Origin of the sequence: Collimonas sp. OK242 (assembly GCF_900107095.1) — a bacterium.
GTDB lineage: Bacteria > Pseudomonadota > Gammaproteobacteria > Burkholderiales > Burkholderiaceae_D > Collimonas.
Window position 1 is genome coordinate 227,908 of record NZ_FNOR01000007.1, and the last position, 19,835, is coordinate 247,742.

Annotated in this window: 21 protein-coding genes; 12 read left to right on the forward strand and 9 right to left on the reverse strand. The window is 58.2% G+C overall.

What is annotated here, in order from left to right; genetic code table 11:
* Positions 1–40: 40 nt before the first annotated feature.
* Complete coding sequence (locus BLV81_RS09715; protein WP_092354886.1) at positions 41–526, forward strand: asparaginase domain-containing protein; 486 nt, start codon at positions 41–43, stop codon at positions 524–526.
* 77 nt (positions 527–603) lie between these two features.
* Here the strand turns inward: BLV81_RS09715 and BLV81_RS09720 are convergent, their stop codons facing one another.
* The 6 genes from BLV81_RS09720 to BLV81_RS09745 all read right to left on the reverse strand — a co-directional run bounded on the left by BLV81_RS09720 (position 604) and on the right by BLV81_RS09745 (position 9,502).
* Positions 604–2,805, reverse strand: a complete 2,202-nt coding sequence (locus BLV81_RS09720; RefSeq protein ID WP_255365085.1) for a M3 family metallopeptidase — start codon at positions 2,803–2,805, stop codon at positions 604–606.
* 215 nt (positions 2,806–3,020) lie between these two features.
* The gene (locus BLV81_RS09725; RefSeq protein ID WP_092354889.1) at positions 3,021–4,094 is read right to left on the reverse strand and encodes a porin; all 1,074 of its coding nucleotides are present in this window, start codon (positions 4,092–4,094) and stop codon (positions 3,021–3,023) included.
* A 165-nt stretch (positions 4,095–4,259) separates the two neighbouring features.
* Entirely contained in the window at positions 4,260–5,351 is a 1,092-nt protein-coding gene (locus BLV81_RS09730) for an ABC transporter ATP-binding protein (protein WP_092354892.1), read from the reverse strand.
* 27 nt (positions 5,352–5,378) lie between these two features.
* A complete protein-coding gene (locus BLV81_RS09735; protein ID WP_255365087.1) occupies positions 5,379–7,199 on the reverse strand; it encodes an ABC transporter permease in 1,821 nt (606 codons plus the stop codon).
* 73 nt (positions 7,200–7,272) lie between these two features.
* Entirely contained in the window at positions 7,273–8,373 is a 1,101-nt protein-coding gene (locus BLV81_RS09740) for an ABC transporter substrate-binding protein (protein ID WP_092354895.1), read from the reverse strand.
* A gap of 157 nt (positions 8,374–8,530) precedes the next feature.
* Positions 8,531–9,502: a tripartite tricarboxylate transporter substrate binding protein gene (locus BLV81_RS09745; RefSeq protein ID WP_092354898.1), complete on the reverse strand. Its 972-nt coding sequence runs from the start codon at positions 9,500–9,502 to the stop codon at positions 8,531–8,533.
* 197 nt (positions 9,503–9,699) lie between these two features.
* On the opposite strand from BLV81_RS09745, the gene BLV81_RS09750 reads away from it, so the two are divergent.
* From BLV81_RS09750 to BLV81_RS09780, 7 genes are all read left to right on the forward strand, one after another.
* Positions 9,700–10,389, forward strand: coding sequence for a response regulator (locus tag BLV81_RS09750; protein ID WP_092354901.1), 690 nt, complete (start codon positions 9,700–9,702; stop codon positions 10,387–10,389).
* Complete coding sequence (locus BLV81_RS09755; RefSeq protein ID WP_092354904.1) at positions 10,386–11,900, forward strand: sensor histidine kinase; 1,515 nt, start codon at positions 10,386–10,388, stop codon at positions 11,898–11,900. Before BLV81_RS09750 ends, BLV81_RS09755 begins: the two co-directional genes overlap by 4 nt.
* Positions 11,901–11,992: 92 nt before the next feature.
* Positions 11,993–12,304, forward strand: a complete 312-nt coding sequence (locus BLV81_RS09760) for a metal-sensitive transcriptional regulator (protein ID WP_092355087.1) — start codon at positions 11,993–11,995, stop codon at positions 12,302–12,304.
* A gap of 123 nt (positions 12,305–12,427) precedes the next feature.
* Positions 12,428–12,970 carry a type IV pilus modification protein PilV gene (gene pilV, locus BLV81_RS09765; protein WP_092354907.1) on the forward strand — a complete coding sequence of 181 codons (543 nt, stop codon included), beginning with the start codon at positions 12,428–12,430 and terminating at the stop codon, positions 12,968–12,970.
* Positions 12,967–13,485: a pilus assembly PilX family protein gene (locus BLV81_RS09770; RefSeq protein WP_092354910.1), complete on the forward strand. Its 519-nt coding sequence runs from the start codon at positions 12,967–12,969 to the stop codon at positions 13,483–13,485. The genes pilV and BLV81_RS09770 overlap by 4 nt, the downstream gene beginning before the upstream one ends.
* 48 nt (positions 13,486–13,533) lie before the next feature.
* Positions 13,534–15,402, forward strand: coding sequence for a pilus assembly protein (locus BLV81_RS09775; protein ID WP_176992810.1), 1,869 nt, complete (start codon positions 13,534–13,536; stop codon positions 15,400–15,402).
* 11 nt (positions 15,403–15,413) lie between these two features.
* Positions 15,414–15,836, forward strand: a complete 423-nt coding sequence (locus BLV81_RS09780; protein WP_176992811.1) for a type IV pilin protein — start codon at positions 15,414–15,416, stop codon at positions 15,834–15,836.
* A 55-nt stretch (positions 15,837–15,891) separates the two neighbouring features.
* On the opposite strand, the gene BLV81_RS09785 is transcribed toward BLV81_RS09780, so the two are convergent.
* Positions 15,892–16,209 carry a hypothetical protein gene (locus BLV81_RS09785; RefSeq protein WP_092354916.1) on the reverse strand — a complete coding sequence of 106 codons (318 nt, stop codon included), beginning with the start codon at positions 16,207–16,209 and terminating at the stop codon, positions 15,892–15,894.
* A gap of 253 nt (positions 16,210–16,462) precedes the next feature.
* Here BLV81_RS09785 and BLV81_RS09790 point away from each other — a divergent pair, with 253 nt between their 5' ends.
* The 3 genes from BLV81_RS09790 to BLV81_RS09800 all read left to right on the forward strand — a co-directional run bounded on the left by BLV81_RS09790 (position 16,463) and on the right by BLV81_RS09800 (position 17,979).
* Positions 16,463–17,038 carry a TMEM175 family protein gene (locus tag BLV81_RS09790; protein WP_092354919.1) on the forward strand — a complete coding sequence of 192 codons (576 nt, stop codon included), beginning with the start codon at positions 16,463–16,465 and terminating at the stop codon, positions 17,036–17,038.
* A 163-nt stretch (positions 17,039–17,201) separates the two neighbouring features.
* Complete coding sequence (locus tag BLV81_RS24365) at positions 17,202–17,639, forward strand: pilin (RefSeq protein ID WP_092354922.1); 438 nt, start codon at positions 17,202–17,204, stop codon at positions 17,637–17,639.
* Positions 17,640–17,778: 139 nt separating this feature from the next.
* On the forward strand, positions 17,779–17,979 hold the full coding sequence (locus BLV81_RS09800; RefSeq protein WP_092355093.1) for a hypothetical protein: 201 nt from the start codon (positions 17,779–17,781) through the stop codon (positions 17,977–17,979).
* Positions 17,980–18,335: 356 nt separating this feature from the next.
* Here the strand turns inward: BLV81_RS09800 and BLV81_RS09805 are convergent, their stop codons facing one another.
* A complete protein-coding gene (locus tag BLV81_RS09805; protein ID WP_092354925.1) occupies positions 18,336–18,572 on the reverse strand; it encodes a hypothetical protein in 237 nt (78 codons plus the stop codon).
* Positions 18,573–18,673: 101 nt separating this feature from the next.
* Here BLV81_RS09805 and BLV81_RS09810 point away from each other — a divergent pair, with 101 nt between their 5' ends.
* A complete protein-coding gene (locus tag BLV81_RS09810; RefSeq protein ID WP_092354928.1) occupies positions 18,674–19,168 on the forward strand; it encodes an AI-2E family transporter in 495 nt (164 codons plus the stop codon).
* 170 nt (positions 19,169–19,338) lie between these two features.
* On the opposite strand, the gene BLV81_RS09815 is transcribed toward BLV81_RS09810, so the two are convergent.
* Complete coding sequence (locus BLV81_RS09815) at positions 19,339–19,557, reverse strand: dodecin (RefSeq protein WP_092354931.1); 219 nt, start codon at positions 19,555–19,557, stop codon at positions 19,339–19,341.
* Positions 19,558–19,835: the final 278 nt, after the last annotated feature.

Here is a 19,835-nt window from a genome sequence, read left to right on the forward strand (position 1 = left end):
CCGCGAGCAACCATAATTATTGAAAAGGAAACGGATTCCCATGGCTTTACGTATCATCGCCACCGGCGGCACATTCGACAAGCATTACGACGAGATCGCCGGCAAATTGACTTTTGCCGCCAGCCACCTGCCGCAAGTGATCCAGCGCGCGCGCATCACCACCGAGATCGCGCTGGAAGAATTGCCTTTGCTGGATTCGCTCGACATGCAGGACATAGACCGCCGCCGCGTGCTGGCCTCTTGCACGCATGCTGCGGAACAGTCGATAGTGATCATCCACGGCACCGACACCATGCGCGAGACCGCCGCCGTGCTGGGTGCTGCCGCGCTGGACAAGACGATCGTGGTGACCGGCGCGATGATTCCCTACGCCATCGCCAATTCCGACGCGCTGTTCAATTTCGGCTTTGCTTGCGGCGTTGCGCAAGCCTTGCCGCCTGGCGTGTATGTCGCGATGAACGGCAAGATTTTTGCGTGGGATAAAGTCGAGAAAAACCGGGCGGCGGGAGTGTTTGAACCGCTGTAATATCGCATCGTAATACCGATTCGCAAGACGAAAAAAAACGGGGCAGATTTTCTGCCCCGTTTTCATGTTCATTCAGATTATTTAGCGGCCTCCGTCAAACCGCGTGCCTCCAGCAACGGGCCGACTTCCGGCCCGCGTCCGTAGAAATCCTTGAACAAGGCGCTCGGATCGGCGCTGAAGCCGCGCGACAGCACCTTGGAGCGCAGCAGGTCGCCATTGGCGCGTTTCAAGCCGCCGTGGATATTCATCCAATGCTCGGTATCCTTGGCCAGCACATCGCTCCAGATATACGCGTAATAACCGGCCGAGTAACCGCTGGCGAAGATGTGCTGGAAATACGCTGTGTGGTAGCGCGGCGGCACTACATAACCGTCGCCGCCCGCTGCCGTCTGCAACGCCTTCGCTTCAAACGCCATTACGTCCTTGGCTGCGGGAGTCTGGTCAGCCGGCAGCTGGTGCCAGGCCTGGTCCAGCATCGACGCTGACAGATACTCGGAGCTTTCGAATCCGGCATTGAACTTACGTGCAGCCAGGACCTTGTTGACCAGCGCCTTCGGCATCGGCTTGCCGCTCTTGTAGTGCTTGGCATAGTGCGCCAGGACTTGCGGATTGTGCGACCACATTTCATTGAATTGCGACGGATATTCGACAAAATCAGGCGGCACTTCGGTACCTGCGAAACGCGGATACTGGACATTGGAGAACATGCCGTGCAAGGCATGGCCGAACTCGTGGAACATGGTGTTGACTTCGTCGAAACTGAGCAACACGGGTTTGCCGGCCGGCGGTTTGACGATGTTGATATTGTTGGCCACTACCGGTTTGGTCCCGAGCAGCCGCGATTGCGCGACATAGCTGTTCATCCAGGCGCCGCCCTGCTTGTTTTCGCGCGCGAAAGGATCGAACAGGAACAAGGCCAATGGCGAACCATCCTGGTTGAACACCTCGAACACGCGTACGTCTTGCTGGTAGACCGGCAGATCGGTGCGTTCCTTGAAGCTCAAGCCATATAGCTCGTGGGCCGCGTAGAACACGCCGTCCTGCAGCACATGGTTCAATTCGAAGTAAGGCTTGATCTGGGATTCGTCGAAGCTGTAGCGCGCCTTGCGCACCTGCTCAGCATAAAACGCCCAGTCCCACGGCTGCAACTTGAATGGCTTGGTATGGCTGGCTTTAGCCTGGCGGTCGATCAGCTGTTGCATCACTGCCGCTTCCTTACGGGCGTTGGCTGCCGCCGCCGGCGCCAGTTGCGCCAGCATGCGGTTGACGGCGTCGGGCGTGCCGGCGGTTTCGTCTTCCAGCACATAGGCTGCGTGGCTAGGGTAACCCAGCAATGCGGCACGCTGGGCGCGCAGTTTGACGATCTGGGCGACAGCCGCGACATTATCGTCGCTGCCGCCATTGGCACGGGTGATCGAGGCGGTATAGATGCGTTCGCGCAGCTGGCGGTTCTTGAGCTGGGCCAGCAGCGGCTGGTCGGTCGTGTTCTGCAGCGCGATCAGCCACTTGCCGTCGAGCTTGCGGCTGCTTGCGGCCTGTGCGGCGGCGGCGATGGACTCGGGCGACAAGCCGTCCAGATCGGCCAGTTGGTCGACCACCACCGCGCCGTCGTTAGTCGCTTTCAGCACGGTTTGCTGGAATTGCGTGGTGAGCGTGGAGATCTGTTGGTTCAGCTTGCGCAGCTGGTCCTTGTCGGCGGCCGACAAACGGGCGCCGGCGCGGACGAATTCGGTGCGATAGCGCTCCAGCAGCCGCAGCGCTTCGGGATCGAGGCCAAGGGTGTTGCGTTGCTGATATAGCTGTTCCACGCGGGTGAATAGCTGCGGATCCAGGAAGATGGCGTCTTTGTGCGCAGCCAGCTGCGGCGCAACATCTTGTTGGGTCTGGTCCAGCTCAGGGCTGGTATTGGCGCTGACCAGGTTGAAAAACACATCCGCGACGCGTGTCAGCATCTGGCCGGAACGCTCCAGCGCGAGGATCGTATTGTCGAAACTCGGCGCCGCCGGATTGGCTGCGATCGCGTTGACTTCCTGGCGTTGCTGCGCCATGCCGGCATCGAATGACGGTTTGTAGTCGGAGTCCTTGATCTTGTCGAACGGCGGCAGGTTGTAAGGCAGGGAACTGATCTGGGCGAAGGGCGAATTTGCAGCGAGCGCCGCAGCGGTGGCGGTTTGCGACGCCTTGGTTGGCGTATTGCCAACGGCAGTGCATCCCATCATTCCTGCAGCCGCGGTCAACATCAATCCGCATAGCGAGATACGTCGTGTAGAAATTTGCATCAATTCTCCTTATATATTGGTTCTGGGAATTATTTTTTTGACGAAACATTCTACGCCAGCATTCCGGGTCAGGGGAATGACGGATTTTTTTGATAAAAGCCGGAATCGTAAAAGCACGAAAGACATGGAAAAATACCCCCATGTCTTTCGTGAAAAAAAGCAGCGCAGCGAAGGCGCGATGTGTACTGCCCCTCGCCAGGCTTTAATAACGGTCTTTAGAAGCGGTGCTGAATCCCGCCGATGACGCCGGTCTGGCTGCCGCCGTAGGCAACATCGTCACGCGACACGCCAACCAGCTGCTGGTTCTTGGCTCTGGCGTAGGCCGCGCTCAGATACAGGTCGGTGCGTTTCGAGAGTGCGTACTTGCCGCGTACCGAATACATGATCGGATCGGCATCCTTGCCGCTGGCCACGTTCTTGATGTTCTGATAGTAGACAGCGCCGATCAGCGTCACTACCGGCGTCACCTTATAGCTGGCGCCGCCCCAGAAGAAATCGCTGCGCAAATCGGCCGCATTCGATGCCAGCGTCTTCTTGTAGTTGCGATAACCCAGGTTCAGATCCAGATTGCTGCCGATCTGGTAGTCGCCGGCCAGGTGGATGCTGGTGGCTTTGTCGTAAGCGCCGCCGGCGGCTGCCGCAGTGCCGTTGACCCGGTCAAATGTCGCTGCAACCCGGAACGGTCCGTTTTCGTAAGCGGCGCCCAGCGCGTATTTCGCCGTGTCGCCGGTGCTGCCGGCAACTTCACCGAAGCCGTAGGTTGCGCCCAGCTTGAAGCTGCCGAATTTCCCCGTGTACTTGAGCATGTTCGGCAGATTGGTCAGCATGCCGTCTTTGCGGCCGCCGGTAGCGCCGGCCGAAGTCACCCATGAATACTGGCCGGAATACCCCATAGGGTCGAACGGCAAGATGAAATCATAGGTGGTGGAATAGGAGCGGCCCGCAACGATGCGTCCGAAGCTGCCTTCCAGGCCCACATTGGCTTGGCGCCCGAACAGCAGGCCGGCGCTGTCGAATTCGCCGGTATCGGTCTTGAAGCCGTTCTCCAGCTGGAATACCGCCTTCAGCCCGCCGCCCAGATCCTCGACGCCGCGGAAGCCGATACGCGAGGTATTCATGGCCCCGGAACTCAAGCGGACTACGCCATCCTTGCTGGCATTGGCGTTATTCACATATTCGACGCCGGTATCGACGATACCGTAGACGGTGACGCTGGACTGGGCATAAGCGCCGGATGCCAGCAGGCCGAGTGCGGCGAGGGTTGCCGCCGCCAGGTGTTTTCTTTTCATTGTTGTGACTCCGTTGTGTAATATTTTTCTGTGGATTGCGTCTTCTTTGTTGACTGTGCGGTGATAGTTAAGCTGCACAAAGGCTGTTGTCGGATATCGATAGAGCTCCCCTTTTATAACTCCCCCCTTTCCTGTTTCTATATCTCTACATCTATACATCTCTGGCTAGAAGGCCCACAGCGAGACTTGCGGCAATTGCAGCCAGTACTCGCCCGGCGCCAGCCTTTGCCTTGCATAGGCGCGCAAGACGGTGCCGTCGGCGCCGCTTGCGGCGGTGTCGCGGAACACGCATTCCCAACGGTCACCCAGGTACATGCAGGCCGCCAGCGGCAGCTTGATGGCGTTGTCCACAGGCGTGTCCGAGATGTGGACTTGCTCGACGCGGATAATCGCGACCGCAGCCTTGCCGTCCTTATCGATGGCCTGGCCACGCAGCGTCGCCTTCACATTGCCGCCCTCGACCTGCAGCAAGGCTAGCTCGCCGTCGCGCTGCAGCACCTTGGCCCGCAGGCGGTTGTTGCTGCCCATGAACTCTGCTGTAAACAGCGTGTCCGGCGTTTCATACATGCGTTGCGGCGTGCCCTGCTGTTCTATCTTGCCGTTGTTGAGCAACAGGATGCGATCCGAAATCGCCATCGCCTCGGCCTGGTCGTGCGTCACCATCAACGCCGACAGACCTAGCCGCACGATCAGTTCACGCAGGAAGGCGCGCGCTTCTTCGCGCAGCTTGGCGTCCAGGTTGGATAAAGGTTCGTCCAGCAGGATTACCGGCGGGTTGTACACCAGCGCGCGGGCAATGGCGACGCGCTGTTGCTGGCCGCCGGATAACTGATGCGGGAAACGGTCGCCCAGATGGCCGAGGCCGAGCTGGTTCAACACCGTTTTGACGCGCTCGGCAATGTCGCTGCCGTTCATTTTCCGCAGCTTCAAACCGTAGCCGACATTGTCGAACACGGTCTTGTGCGGCCACAGCGCGTAGGACTGGAACACCAGGCCCAGATTGCGTTCTTCCGCCGGGATTTCCAGCTTGCGCTGGCCGTCAAACATGGCGCGTTCGCCGATTTGTATGTTGCCTGACTTCGGCGATTCCAGGCCGGCTACCGCGCGCAGCAAAGTGGTCTTGCCGCTGCCGGATGGCCCCAGCAGCGCAACCACTTCGCCGCGCTGCAAATCCATCGACACACCTTTGAGAATCGGATTGGCGCTGGCGCCGCTGCCGTAGTCGAGATGCAAGTTATTGACGCTTAATTCGCTCATGATGATTTCCTGATTGTGTGTTGCAGCTTAGTCGTGCAACTTGACGCCAAAGCGCAGTGCGATGCCAAGGCCGATGGCCACCAGCGTGATGTTGATAAAGGAGAGAGTGGCTACCAGATCGACCGAGCCCGAGGCCCACAGCGAAACGATCAGGGCGCCGATGACTTCAGTGCCGGGCGATAGCAGGTAGACGCCGGTCGAATATTCGCGTTCGAAAATCAGGAACACCATCAGCCACGCACCGAGTACGCCGTAGCGCACCAGCGGCAAGGTGACATCGCGCGTCACCTGCGAACGGCGCGCGCCGACCGCACGTGCCGCCTCTTCCAGTTCCGGACCGACCTGCAGCAGCGCCGTGGTGATCAGGCGCAGGCCGTATGCCAGCCACACCACCGAGTACGCCAGCCACACCGAGAAAATGGTGGAACGCAGTTCACGCAATTGCGGAATGAAATTCTGCACCAGCCATTGCGCCGCTACGTTGTCGTAACCCTTCAACATGCTGTCGAGGAAGGACGGCACGAACAGGAACACCCACAGGAACGACAGGCCGGCCAGCAAGCCAGGTACCGCACGCGGGATCAGCACGCTGTAATCGAGGAAACGGGTGATGCCATCCGATTTGCGATGCATGGCCAGCGCAATACAGCAATAGCAAGCCACCGCAAGCGCACCGCCGATGACGCCGATCATGACGGTGTTGACGATGCCGCGCACCAGCGCCGGCTGGTCCCAGATATCGCGGAAGTGCTGCAAGGTCAAGGTATCCAGCAGCGATACGCCGTATCCCCAATGCGAGACAAACGCACGCAAGGCGATGCCGGATAAGGGAATCGCGATTGTGAAAATCAGCCAGGCTGCGATCAGGCTGAACGCCAGCCATTTCCATTTACCCAGCGGCAGCGCTTTCTGGCGTGCGCCCTTGCCCTTGATCGATACATACTTGTTGGCCGAACGCAGCAGCCAGCGCTGGATCATCACCAGCGGCAAAGTGACCGCCACCAGGCACACCGCAACCGCAGCCATCAGATGATAGGAAGGCGTGCCAAGCTTGTTGGTCAGCTTGTACAAATAAGTCGGCAGCACCAGATGGCCTTCCGGATCGCCCAGCACCAGCACCAGGCCGAATACTTCGAAACCCAGGAAAAACACCAGCACGCCGGCATACGCCAGCGCCGGCATGATCATCGGCAGCGAGACATTCAGCGCTACTTGCAACGGCGAAGCGCCGGCCACGCGGGCAGCTTCTTCGACGTCGGCGCCCAGGCTCTTCAGCGCCGCCGAGGCGTACAGATAAACGTGCGGGACATGGGTCAGGCCGGCGATGACGATGATGCTGGGGAAAGCGTACACATTCCACGGCGTCGCTTCGATGCCGATCATCCGCAGCAGGTCTTGCACCCACACCGTATAGAAACCGACCGGGCCCATAGCTACCACATAGCCGAAAGCGATCACCATCGGCGATACGAAAATCGGCAGCAGCAGCATCGGCGCAATCCAGTTGCGGCCAGGCAGGTCGGTGCGCACCATCAGGAACGCCAGCGTGCCGCCTAGCGGTACGGCAATAAAGGCCAGGCCGCTGGCCAGCAGCAAGCCGTTAATGAAGGCCTGGCGGAAATCCGGATCGTCGAAGATGAAGCGATACGGTTCCAGGCTCAGGGTTTTGACCGGTGCGAAAAACGGCGCGGACAAAAAGCTTTGATAAAAAATCAGCGCCAGCGGCAGAAAAATGGCTATCGCCGCCAGCGTAACCACCAGTCCGCGCGGCCAGTTAAGGTGCGGCCGGCGCAGGCGCGCCAGCCGGGAACGGCCGGCCAGCGGATGGGGAGGAGAAATGGATGACATAGTTGTACCTTGCAGAAAACCCGGGTCTTGAAAATCCGTCCTCCCCCGCTTATGCGGGGAGGACGTTGTTGAGCTATTTTTTCCCTGCCGCGGCTTTCCATTGCTTCAGGAACGCCAGGCGCTTGGTCTGGTCCAGGTATTGCAGCAAGGCTGGTGTAATCGCGATTGGCTTGAGGGCGCCGCCGAGTTGGGCAGTCAGGCTCGCCAGCGTCGCATGGCCGCTGACGTCCGAACGCAATGAATACAATTGGGATTCATTCGAAATGATGCTCTGGCCGCGCTTGGACAGCAGATAGTCGATCCACAACTTGGCCGCATTCATGTTCTTTGCAGACTTGTTGATGAACGCCACGCGCGACAGCACCAGGTTGTAATCCTTGGTGAAAGCGACGCCGATCGACGGGTCCTTTGCAGCGCGGGCCTGGGCGTAAGAGCCGATCACGTTGTAGCCGATCAGGTTCTCGCCGGACGAAATTCTCTCCAGCATGGTGCCGGTGGACGATTGCACCCGGATGCCGACATCGCCGAAGGTCCTTGCCAGATCCCAGAATTGCGGATTGATTTGCGCATCTTCGGTAATGAAGGAAAAGCCGACGCCCGATTTTTCGATATCGTAGGTGGTGACCTTGTTGCGGAACTTGTCAGCCTTGGTGCTCAGCAGCTTGACCAGCTCGGCATGGCTTGCCGGCACTTCGTCGGCGCCGACCAGCCGTTTGTTATAGACGATTGCCAGCGGCTCGAAAGTTGTGCCGTACGCGCTATCCTTGTAATTGGCCCAGGCGGGAATCGCAGCGGCTTCCGGCGATTTGTACACCGCGCCATAACCTTCGCTGACCAGCTTGAATTGCAAATCCATCGCCGACGACCACAACACGTCGGCGGTGGCGCCGCCGGCAGCGGCTTCCGAGATGAAGCGGTTGTATACCTCGGTCGAATTCATGTCGTTGAATTCAACTTTAACGCCCGGATAAAGCGCGCTGAAATCCTTGATCAAAGGTTCTGCCGCCTTGGAATCGGTGGCGCTGTAAATCACCAGCTTGCCTTCCTTCCTGGCGCTGTCGACGATCTTGGCATAGTCGGCCGGGTAGCCGGCCGGCGTCTGCGCCGAAGCATTCAATGCCAAGCTCAAGGACAGGACGGCAAGTGCGCTTGCCAGAGTTTTTTTGATCAGCATGGGTGTCATTTCCTTGTAGTTATGAGTACTGCAAAAGGGTTGAGTAAAAAAGTCGGATCATTCAAAAGGCGCAGGCGAGCAGAAGCCAGCCATGTGATGGCTGTCATTTGGCATTGCTTGCGGGATTTTTTGCCGGACCTGTAAGCCGCGGCCGGATTTATCTAATCAAGCCGAGCTGGATCGATTGCCTGCGGTAGTCATCAACGGTTTTTCTGATATATGCAGTGAGCTTGTCGCCGCTCATCGCGAATGGATACAAGCCATTGCCGGCGCGCAGGCGGTCGAATTCGGGAGTCGCCGTCATTTTGTCGAAAGTGCCGACCCAGCGTTGATAGTCGGCATCGCTGACTTGCGGACCGACGTAGACGCCGCGTATGATCGGCCAGCTGACCGGCATGCCCTGCTCGCGCGCAGTCGGCACGTGGGCCAGCGCGCCCGGCAGGCGCTGATCGGATAACACCGCCAGCACGCGGATCTCACCGTCCAGAGAATGCAGGGTGGCTTCTGACGCATCGCCGGAAACCACTTGCACATGGCCAGCGTGCAGAGCCGTAAATGCCTCGCCGCCGCCTTCCAACGCCACAAAGCGCAGAATCTTGGGATCAATCCGCTTCTGTTTGACCAGCATGGAAATCTTCAACCAGTCCTGGCTGCCGACGGTGCCGGCAGCGCCGATGGTGATCTGGCCCGGATTTTTCTTGAGCGCGTCCAGCAAATCCTGCAAGGTTTTATACGGTGAATCGGCGCGCACCGCGATCATGCCGTAGTCGACGCCGACCGCCGCTACCCAGCGCACATTGCCGACATCGGCGTCGCCATATTTTCCTTGCGCCAGGTTCATCAGGGAGCCGCCGGAAAACACCACCAGCGTATCGGCTTCGGCACGCCGTTGCGTGACGATGGAATTCCAGGCCACGGCGCCTATGCCGCCCGGCAAGTAACTGATCTTGACGGGAGTATCCCGGGCCGCGCCCGCAGCCGGCAGTTGCAAGCCTTTCTGGATCAGCTTGCAAGTCAGGGCCATGCCGCCGCCGGGCTTGGCGGGAGCGATGCACTGCACCGGCGCTGCGTAAGCGCCGAGCGTGACACATGCACCGAGTGCACCAATCCAGTTGATAACGGAAGTCATTGTCTCCTACCCATTCTGTTGTTGTTTCAGCCGCCAGTGTGTCTGCGAGCGAATGCGAAACCAGGGCTTTATTCATTTTTTTACATCATAACGGCCGCAGTCTTTCATTTTCCTTTCACTCGGATTTTGCCAAGTGCGGCTTTCTGTGTGAGTATTGACGGCCGTTTTTGAATTTTAGCCACTACTCGCCTACAGCCATGCGGATTTTACTGATTGAAGACCATGTCGAGTTATCGCGCTGGCTGGCCAAGGCGCTGCGGGATGCGCATTGGTCGGTGGAGTGCGCCATGAACGGCGCCGATGCCGACAGTTTGCTGCACACCCAGCAATATGCCTTGGTGATACTGGACCTGAGCTTGCCGAAAATGGACGGACTGGAAGTCTTGAAGCGTCTGCGCGCCCGCGGCAGCAAAACGCCGGTACTGATCCTGACTGCGCGCGGCGGCTTGCAAGAGCGGGTGCAGGGCCTCAATCTCGGCGCCGACGATTACCTGGCCAAGCCGTTCGAGCTGGTTGAACTGGAGGCGCGCGTCAAGGCGTTGCTGCGCCGTGCGCAAGGCGGCGAGGCGCCGATCTATAGCTGTGGCGCCTTGCGGTTCGATACGGTATCGCGCATGTTCAGTTATGGCAATGCAGTACTGGCGCTGACGCCGCGCGAGCACGCGGTGCTGGAGGTGCTGATCAGCCGCAGCGGCCGTGTAGTATCCAAGGAAAAATTGTTCGACGAAGTATTTTCGCTGGTCGATGACGCCAATCCCGACGCGATTGAAATCTATATCCATCGATTGCGCAAGAAATTGCAGCGTACCGATACCGATACCGAAGCCGTCGCCATCACCACCCTGCGCGGCCTCGGTTATTTGCTGGAAGTTGTCGCGGAAAAATGACGGCGCCGCCAGTCCATCCAGCCGCAACCGAACTTAAGCCCAAGCTCAAGCCGGCAAGATCCTTGGGCAGCTTGCGCAGCCAGCTGTTGAGCTGGCTTCTGATTCCCTTGTTGCTGCTGGTAGCGCTGGATGCATTTTCCGTCTATCGCAACGCACTCGATGTCGCCGACCTGGCGTATGACCGCGCCCTGCTCGCGTCGACCCGGGCGCTTGCCGAGCGGGTCTCGGTGGTCGATGGCAAAGTGGTCGCCGATGTGCCATATGTGGCGCTGGACAGTTTCGAGACCGATACCCTGGGACGTATCTATTACAAGGTCACCGGCACCCACGGAGAATTTGTTTCAGGCTATGAGGATTTGCCGGCGTTGCCGCCGGACGTGCCGCGCTCGGAAATGTATCCGGCGCTGGTGCGCTTTTACCACGCCAGCTATCACCAGCAGCCGGTGCGCATCGCCGCCCTGTATCAACCGGTGTACGACGATTCGATGCGCGGCATCGCCCTGATCCAGGTCGGCGAAACCGTGGACGCACGCAGCGACCTGACCCGTAACATCCTCTTCAGCACCATGTGGCGCCAAGGTTTGCTGGTGACAGTGGCCGCTTTGCTGGTGTGGTTTGCGGTGCGCTTCGTATTGCGTCCGCTGATGCAATTGAAAGCAGCGGTGGAAGCACGCGCCACCACCGATCTGGTCGATTTCGAAGTCAACCAGGTACACCGGGAAGTGCGGCCGCTGGTGGTTGCCATGAACGGTTATATGGGACGGCTGCAGGCGCTGATCACCGGCCAGCGCCGTTTCATCGCCGATGCCTCGCATCAGCTGCGCACCCCGCTCACCGTACTCAAGACGCAAGCCGAACTGGCCCTGCGCGAATTCGACCGCAATCCCGACGACCCGCGCGCCTGGCAAGACCTGCGTGAAATCGTCGCCGGCATCGCCGGCACCACCGACGCCACCGTCCATCTGGCAAATCGGCTGCTGACGCTGGCGCGCGCCGAGCACGGCGCAGCCGAGAGCGGCGTCGAACCGGTGTCGCTGACCGACATTACACGCCAGGTCGGACTGGAGCAGGCGCGCAGCGCGGTGAAAAAGCAGATCGATCTGGCGTTTGACGCCACCGAGCAGTTGATCGTCAACGGCAATGCGCTGCTGCTGCATGAATTGATCAGCAATTTGCTGGACAATGCGATTCACTACACGCCGGCCGGCGGCAAGATCGTCTTGAGGCTGCGCCGCGACAACCTGGCGCAGCGCGCCATACTGGAAGTCGAAGACAGCGGCATGGGCATCGCGGAAGAAGATCGCGAGCGTGTGTTTTCCGCCTTCTATCGGGCGCCGTCGGCGCAGCAGCAAAACCCCGGCGGCGCCGGTCTCGGCTTATCGATCGTGCGCGATATCGCCTTCATGCATCAGGCGCAGATTGCGCTTTCTGCGGCAGAAGACATCAAGGATCAGGCGCCCGGCCTGAAGGTTACGCTTGATTTCCCCTTGCCTTTATTGTTGAATTCCTGATGATGTCAGGTATATTCGTCAGGCAAGATTAAAATCTTGCCCCAGCTGGATAAGCTATTCTGCAGAATATGGTTGGATCACGGAGGTTGGCTTTGAGCGATACCCCTATAAAAATCGTGCACGGCACAGCGCTGACGGATGTGCAGAAAAAGGATTTATTGCACCGTCTGGCGCGGGTCGAAGGCCAGATTCGCGGTGTGCAGAAACTGATTGCCAATGCCGCGGTGCCTGCCGATTGCGATGGCGTCGCCCAGCAACTGGCCGCCGCCCGCAAGGCGCTGGACCGGGCATTCATCACCCTGCTGACCGATGCCATCGTCACCCACACCGCCGCTGCAGCCGACCCTGAGCAAGCACAGCAAAGCGCCAGGCATCTGGCTGCTCTGCTGGATAAATTTGCCTGAAGTTCAGCTTGAAGTTTAGTTAGGTACTGCCTGCCGCCAACTTAGGCGCATAAGCTATTCCCTCGCCGACCTGCCGTTCCTATAATTCTTTTCAGAAGAGCTTGGACTGAAAGGAGGAAAGGCATGAGCTTGGCCCGCAATCACAGCGCCACGCAATCGGGGATTGGCATGATAGAAGTGCTGGTGGCGATCGTCATCATGGTCTGCGCCGTGTTCGCCTTGATCAGCATGCAGATCGTCGCATTGCGCTATCAGAAGGCGGCTCACCAGCGTTCCATGGCCAGCCAGTTCAGCGCCGACCTGGCCGATCGCATGCGGGCCAATATCCGCGGCGTCCATGACGGCGCCTACAATCTGCCGCAGCAGAAATATCCCGCGCTTGGCGAGCCTGCACCGTCCTGCGCTGATCCCGGGAGCTGTACTCCACGGGAACTGGCGGCAAAAGATATCCATGAATGGCGCACCGGCCTCAGCCATGCAATGGTCGGCGGCTGGGGCGAGATCGCCGGTTCGGTGGCCGACGGTTTTACGGTCAAGGTATATTTCCTGGATAAGCTTGCCGTGGCCGCCGGCGCCGCTCCGGCCGCGGGAAATTGCCAGCCCGCGGCAGCCGATCCGGCATTGTATCCAGACGTGTCTTGCTACGCCGCGGCGGTTTCCCCATGAAGAATTGTCGTCGGCAATGGCATCCACAATCCGGTGTGGTCTTGCCCATGGTCTTGATTTGCCTGATGGTCATGATGTTTCTCGGCTTCACCGCATTGCGTGCTGCGCTGCTCGAAGAAAAAATGGCCGCCAATGCCGGCAGCCAGCAGATGGCATTCCAGGCCGCCGAACACGCCCTGCGTTTTTGCGCAAACCAGCTGCAGCTATCGCCGGTTGCCATCCCGCAGCTCAAGCAAGGACCGGTTCCGGCCGGTGAGGCCAATAGCAAAGCCTATTGGGAAATCGCAGATAGCTGGAGTAACAGCAATGTCTCGGTGGTCGTGCCGCGCATGGGCAGCGAAGGCGCGGCGGCTGCGCTGCCAGCGCGTTGCATGGTTGAGAAATTGCAGTTCGACGGCGATCTGCAATACCGGCAGCACCTTCCGCAACGACGGCCGGCGTACAGGATTACTGCACGCGGGATAGGCGCGAGCACCGCGGCAGTCGTGGTGCTGCAAAGTTATTTGCTCATGTAGTGCTGGTCAGCTTGATTCACGTTGTTCCTCATGGAGAAGGCGCCAAACATGCAAGCTGTCTTTCCCGGCATCTGCGCCGCCATGCTGATGTCTGTCGCTGCCCTGGCCGCAAATACGCCGGATGAGCAGCCGTTCATCTATACCAGCAGCTACCAAACCGCCACATGGCAAGGTCATGTCAAAGCCTATCCGGTCGGTAAAAACGGCGTTTCCGAAACGGCGCAATGGGATGCCGCCGACCTGATTCCGCCATGGCAGGCGCGCCGCATCCTGACCGCAGACGACGGCGCCGCTGCTCAAATGCTGCCATTTGAATGGCAGCATTTGAACGAGATGCAAAAATCCGTCTTGTCCTCGGAGGATGTCCTGCAATACCTGAGAGGGAATGACGCGCTGGAAACAAGGCATGGCGTCGGCCAGTTCCGCAATCGCAAGGGCAAGCTGGGCGACATCATCCATTCGTCGCCCTTGTATGTCGGCGTCTCCGATTCGGCTTATCAGCGGCTGCCTGCAACAGAAGGCGGCGGCAGTTACCGGCAGTTTGTCGACAGCAAGAGGCAGCGCCGCGCCATGCTTTACGTGGGCGCCAACGATGGCATGCTGCATGGTTTCGATGCGATCAGCGGCATCGAAAAGACCGCCTTCATTCCACGCGCCATCTTTGAACATTTACCCTTATTGAGCGGCGTCGACTATGTACACCGTCTATTCGTCGATGGCCAGATCACCGCCGGCGACGCCTATCTCGGCAAGAGCGGAAGCGCTGCATGGAAAACCATCCTGCTGGCTTCAACCGGCGCCGCTGCGAAGAGCCTGTTTGCGATCGATGTCAGCGATCCGGAAGCGCAGACGTCGACTCTCCTATGGCAAAACAGCGCGGAAGACGACGGCCAGGGAGTACCTGATGGCGACATGGGCTACCTGCCGGGCGAGGCCTTCGCGATTCGCTTGCGCAACGGCAGCTGGGCCGCGCTGTACGGCAATGGCTATCAGAGCGAGAAGCAACGCGCCGTCTTGGTTCTGGCCGACCTGGCTAGCGGCAGATCGATAAGAAAGCTGGCGGCGGGCGCCGTTGACTCCGTGCTTCCAAACGGCTTGGGGACGCCGGCCCTGGTCTTTAGCCAGCAGCGTGAAGCAATCACCGCCTATGCCGGCGACTTGCTGGGCAGTCTTTGGAAATTCGACCTCGGCGCAAGCGAGCCGGAGCGCTGGCAAGTCGCCTTCGACGGCCGCCCCCTGTTTGTGGCTGCCGATAGCGGCGGCAAGATGCAATCCCTGATGCAGCAAGCCCTGCTTGAACATCATCCCCAAGGCGGCGCCATGATCATGTTTGGCGCAGGTAACATGGAGAACGACGCGGAAGACGAGGCCAGGAGCAAGCCGCAAACTGCAAGCTTGTACGGCATCCTGGAAAAGCCAGGCGCTGCTCCTGCTGCGGACAGAAGCCAGTTGCAGAAACAAACCCTGACAGAAACGGCAGGGGACGCTGGAAAATGGCAATTGAGCAGCAATACCGTCAACTGGAGCAGGCAGCGCGGCTGGTACATCGACCTGCCCGCCAAAGTCGGCCAGGTAGTCGGAAAATTACAGATCGTCGATGGCGTGTTGTGGGCGCTGACCTACTCTTCCAGCACGGAAAAATCGTATCTGATCGCAATCGACTACACCACAGGCGGCGCTACAGCCGCAGCGGCGCTCGCCGATTTCCCGCAAGCTGTTTCAATGCTGGAAGTGGCCGGTTCAGCCGCGACGCCCGCCTTCATCACGTTGCCGGACGGCCGCCGGCAACTCGCCATAAGAGGCCGCGACGGCGGGCTGCAAACGCTGGCTCTGAATCCGGCCACGCGGCGCCCGGTAAGAACCTGGCGTCAATTGCCGCTGCCATCAGGCAGATCAGGTAGCGTCGATCCCGGCTAGGAATGAAGAGCATGGACAAGCAAACAGGCTACACCCTGGTCGAAATCATGATCGTGGCGGCCATCGCCGCTATCCTGAGCAGCGTAGCCTTAGCCAGTTATAGCGAGCATGTCCGGCGCAGCCAGCGCCTGGCCGCGCGGGCAGTCATGCTGGAAGCCGCTAACTGGATGGAGCGCCGTTTCTCCGTGCATCACAACTATCTCGGCAGCGACAAGCAGCCCCCTGTCCTGCCGGACGGCTTGAATCGTTCGCCGCCAAGCGGTACGGCCAAGTATGCGATCAGTCTGGCGACCGGGCAAACCCATGCCACGGCCTATCAGCTGCAAGCGGCGCCGCTGCTTGCCGACAAATGCGGCACATTCACTTTGGACCATACCGGCGCACGCGGATTGATCGGCAATACGGCCTCATTGGCGGAATGCTGGGGACGTTAAAAAGCCCGCTGGCAGCGGGCCGGGTTCTACAGGATGGAATTGACGAGATGTAATCTCAATCGTCATCATCGTGATGACGGTGGTGTTCACGCCATCCTTCACGACGCCGCCATTCTTCGCGGCGCCACTCGTCGTCGCGACGCTCCCGCCATTCGCGGTGCTCGCGCCAGCCGGGCTCCACATAGACCGGCTGCGGAGGGTAGTATGCCGGCGCAGGAACATAACGCGGCTCGTATTGCACCACGGGCGGGTAATATGGCTGCGGCGGCGGCTGGACAAAAATGCCAAGGCCCACATCCACGCGGGCTGCAGCGCTGCCGCAAGCACTTGCGGCGATGGCGCCAAACGCCAGACATGCTAAAAGTTTTTTCATTTTATTTCCTGTTTACCTGCACACCATTTGGCGACTTCGCCGTTTCATGATTTCAGTGTACGGACAATAATGAGTCGATGTTGTTCGTAGGGGCAACAAGTGTAACTTTAAGTAAATGAATGAAGCAAAATCAGAATGCAAAATCGCCTTCTCTTTTTCATTTGGCATGCTTATCCGTTCAAAATTCGGATTTATGCAACAGAATCTTAGAGAATAGATAATCAAGCCCTAGCTGTATGAAAGGAAATCTTGTATGGGAAAGAGCCGGCTGGAAGCATTCAGCGATGGCGTCATCGCTATCATCATCACCATCATGGTGCTTGAAATGAAAGTGCCGCACGAACCTAGCCTGGCTGCGCTGTGGCTGACACTGCCGGTGTTCATCAGCTACGTACTCAGCTTCGTGTATACAGGCATCTACTGGAACAACCATCATCACATGCTGCATACGGTGCAAAAGATCAATGGTGCGGTGTTGTGGGCCAATCTGCATCTGCTGTTCTGGCTCTCGCTGATTCCGTTCGCCACCGGCTGGATGGGTGAAAACCATTTTTCCGAAGTACCGGTAGCGCTGTATGGCGTGGTGCTGCTGATGGCCGGCGCCGCTTATAACATCTTGAGCCGCACGCTGATCAAGCTGCATGGGAAGGATTCGACCCTGGCGCAGGCGGTCGGCAATGACTTCAAGGGCAAGATTTCGGTGATTGCCTACGCGATCGCGATTCCATTCTCTTTCGTCAACCGCTGGCTGGCGCTAGCGCTGTATGTGCTGGTTGCGATCCTGTGGTTAATCCCTGATCGCCGTATCGAGCAAGTCATTAACAACTGAGGCAGGCAGTTGCAATCGGCGCTTTGTATTTTTGGCAATGAATGTATAAGATGTACCATAGGCAACACAAACAGCATCTCTTGCACGAACAGTAAGAACAAAACCGGCTTCCGGCTCTCTAACAGGAAGCTTCGCCTGCTTGATTACATCAGAGGGTGTCAAAATGAAAAATACATATCGCCTGCCTGCCAGGGTGGACCAAGGTTTCACGCTGATAGAGTTGATGCTGGTTGTCGCGATCATTGGCATTTTGGCAGCGGTTATCATACCGGCCTATCAAAACCACCTGAAGAAACAAAAATTTGCAGAAGTGATTGCGGCTAGCGTAGCGGCTAAATCTGCTGTCGAGGCTTGCATACAGCATTTGAACAGCAGCGCAGGCTGCGACGGCGGCAGCAACGGCATTCCCGCCGACGCCGCTGGCGATCCCGGCAGTCGCGTGGCTACGGTCAGCACCAAGAACGGCGTCGTCACAGTTGTTCCAAAAGAAAAAGACGGCATTCTTGCCACAGATACGTACGTGTTGACGCCGACCCCCGGCAATCCGGTCCAATGGTCGACTAGCGCAAGCGGCTGTCTCGCCACAGTGCTGTGCAATTAACGGAACGGGTCAAGCGATACGCCTGTCCAAATTTTTGTACTGTTTTTTATTCTGTTTAAGTATCTGGTTTCTATAATGAAAATTATAGGCATTACCGCTTCAAGATATGTATTTTGTAGCTGAACAGCAAGAGGCAAGCATGTACGGCGATATTGACTGGAGGCATGCGCCAGAGGGCGCGCATTGGTGGGCAATGGATGCAAGCGGTCATGCCCATTGGTTCATGGAGCCGAGATATAAACCCAGGACACATTTCTGGTACTCGCAGGCAATCCATGCGCCGACTTTCGCCTATTCCGGCGACTGGCGCGAGAGCCTGACCGAACGGCCAGCCCAATAGCCGTTTCCTTTCCATATCGGGCCGGTTATCTCGGGCGGAGTGAACGATACGCGCATTCAAGCGTCGAAATGGATATCCCTGAATAGTCTGGAATACATCATGAAACGTCTTGCTATCTTGTTTGGTTTGGCCGTGCTGCTCAGCGGCTGCGTAGTCGCTCCATACGGTCCGAGAGAGGGTGGTTACAGAGATGGCGGCGACCGGCACGAGCATCACGATGATCGAGGCGACGACCGTCGCAGGGATGACAACCCCTACCGCTATTAATCACTGATCGCAGGTGGCGGGCGCCAATTCCGTCAATCGCGCCGGACCTTGCTCATCGATATCGAGGGCGCGCGCGGCGCCTTGCTTTGTTATTTCCCAACGCAAATCTGGTACAGGTTTTTCGCCATATGGATGATCAAGGCAGCCATATGCGTCATCTTCAGCGTCAGGAAAAGAGCTATGACGGCAATGCCGATCTTAAGCGCCACGCTATCGACATGGGCGATGCCAAATGCGCTGCCTTTTAAAATGGCAAACATCATGGGTATGCACAACAGGCCCAGGTAGAGGTTCTCGTCGCGCAGCAGCCTGGAGAGGTGTTTCATAGATCCCTTTGTTAGGCGGTATATGGAATGTACACGTTTCAGTTACCATTGGAAACGGCTGCGGCAGGCCGGTACGCATATCAACTAAAAAAAACACCTCTATGATCCAACGCAAGTCTGGCGAGACCGAACCCGGCAACAGGAAAATCCAGCAAGCTGCATCAACCGCGCTCTACGCGGTGCTCGTCATACTCGCGCTGTGGGTGCTGCGCGATTTCATCCCGGCAGTTGTCTGGGCCGCCGTGATCGCGATAGCGTTGTGGCCCCTGTTGCTGCGCCTGGAGCTGTCACATGGATCGCGAGCCCGCACAACTCTCGTTGCATTATCGCTCACAGCCGCGGTCGCGTTGTTCGTCGTGCTGCCTTTCATACTCGTCATTACTCAGGCCGCGCACGAGACGCACGATTTCCTCGCCTGGTTCAAGCAGGCCGAGGCCAACGGCATCCCGCTGCCCGACCTGATCGGGCGCCTGCCTTTCCTGCTGGTCCTGTTCGGCATCCTCGGCGGCGCACAGACGTTCGGACTGCTGGGCCTGTTCATCGGCCCCGCGTTGATGACGGTGCTGATGGTGTTGTGGCGCGATTGGGTGAGGTAACTGCGTTACTTCCCGGTAATCCGTGAAGAAGCCAAAAAAAAGCCCGCCAGCCTTGCGGCAGCGGGCTAAGTCCAAAACTTAGGGAGATTTGGAGGAGACCAGGACAATATTGTGCCCCTCGACCAATTTTCAAGACCGTTATTTACTATTTATATATGGCAATCGCCCGCTCAGGACGCGCTATCCAAAAGTCTGAAACCGACTTTGAGCGAGACCTGATAGTGAGCGACCTTGCCGTCCGTTATATGCCCCCGGGTTGCAATGACTTCAAACCAGTCCATGTGTTTTACCGTAAGTGCTGCCTTGGAAATCGCGTTCTGGATTGCGTCGTCAGTACCAGTCGTGGACGATCCGACGAGTTCGACCACCTTGTAAGTATGTGCGGACATACGAATCTCCTTTGTTAATTGCTGTTTTAAGGAAGATGCACGTGCTCGTTCACTTTACTCCTGCTGCGCGCTAAAGCAATCCGCGATGAAGCAAAAAAAGCCCGCCAACCTTGCGGTTGCGGGCTAAGTCCAAAACTTAGGGAGAATTGGAGGAGAGCGAATCCATATTGTGCCCCTCAAGTAATTTTCAATACTCTTTTTTTAAGTTATTTATATCGGCGCAATAAATAGGCTTCCAACCAAATAAGGCAAAATTGGTCAGTCGCTTAAATTAGGGA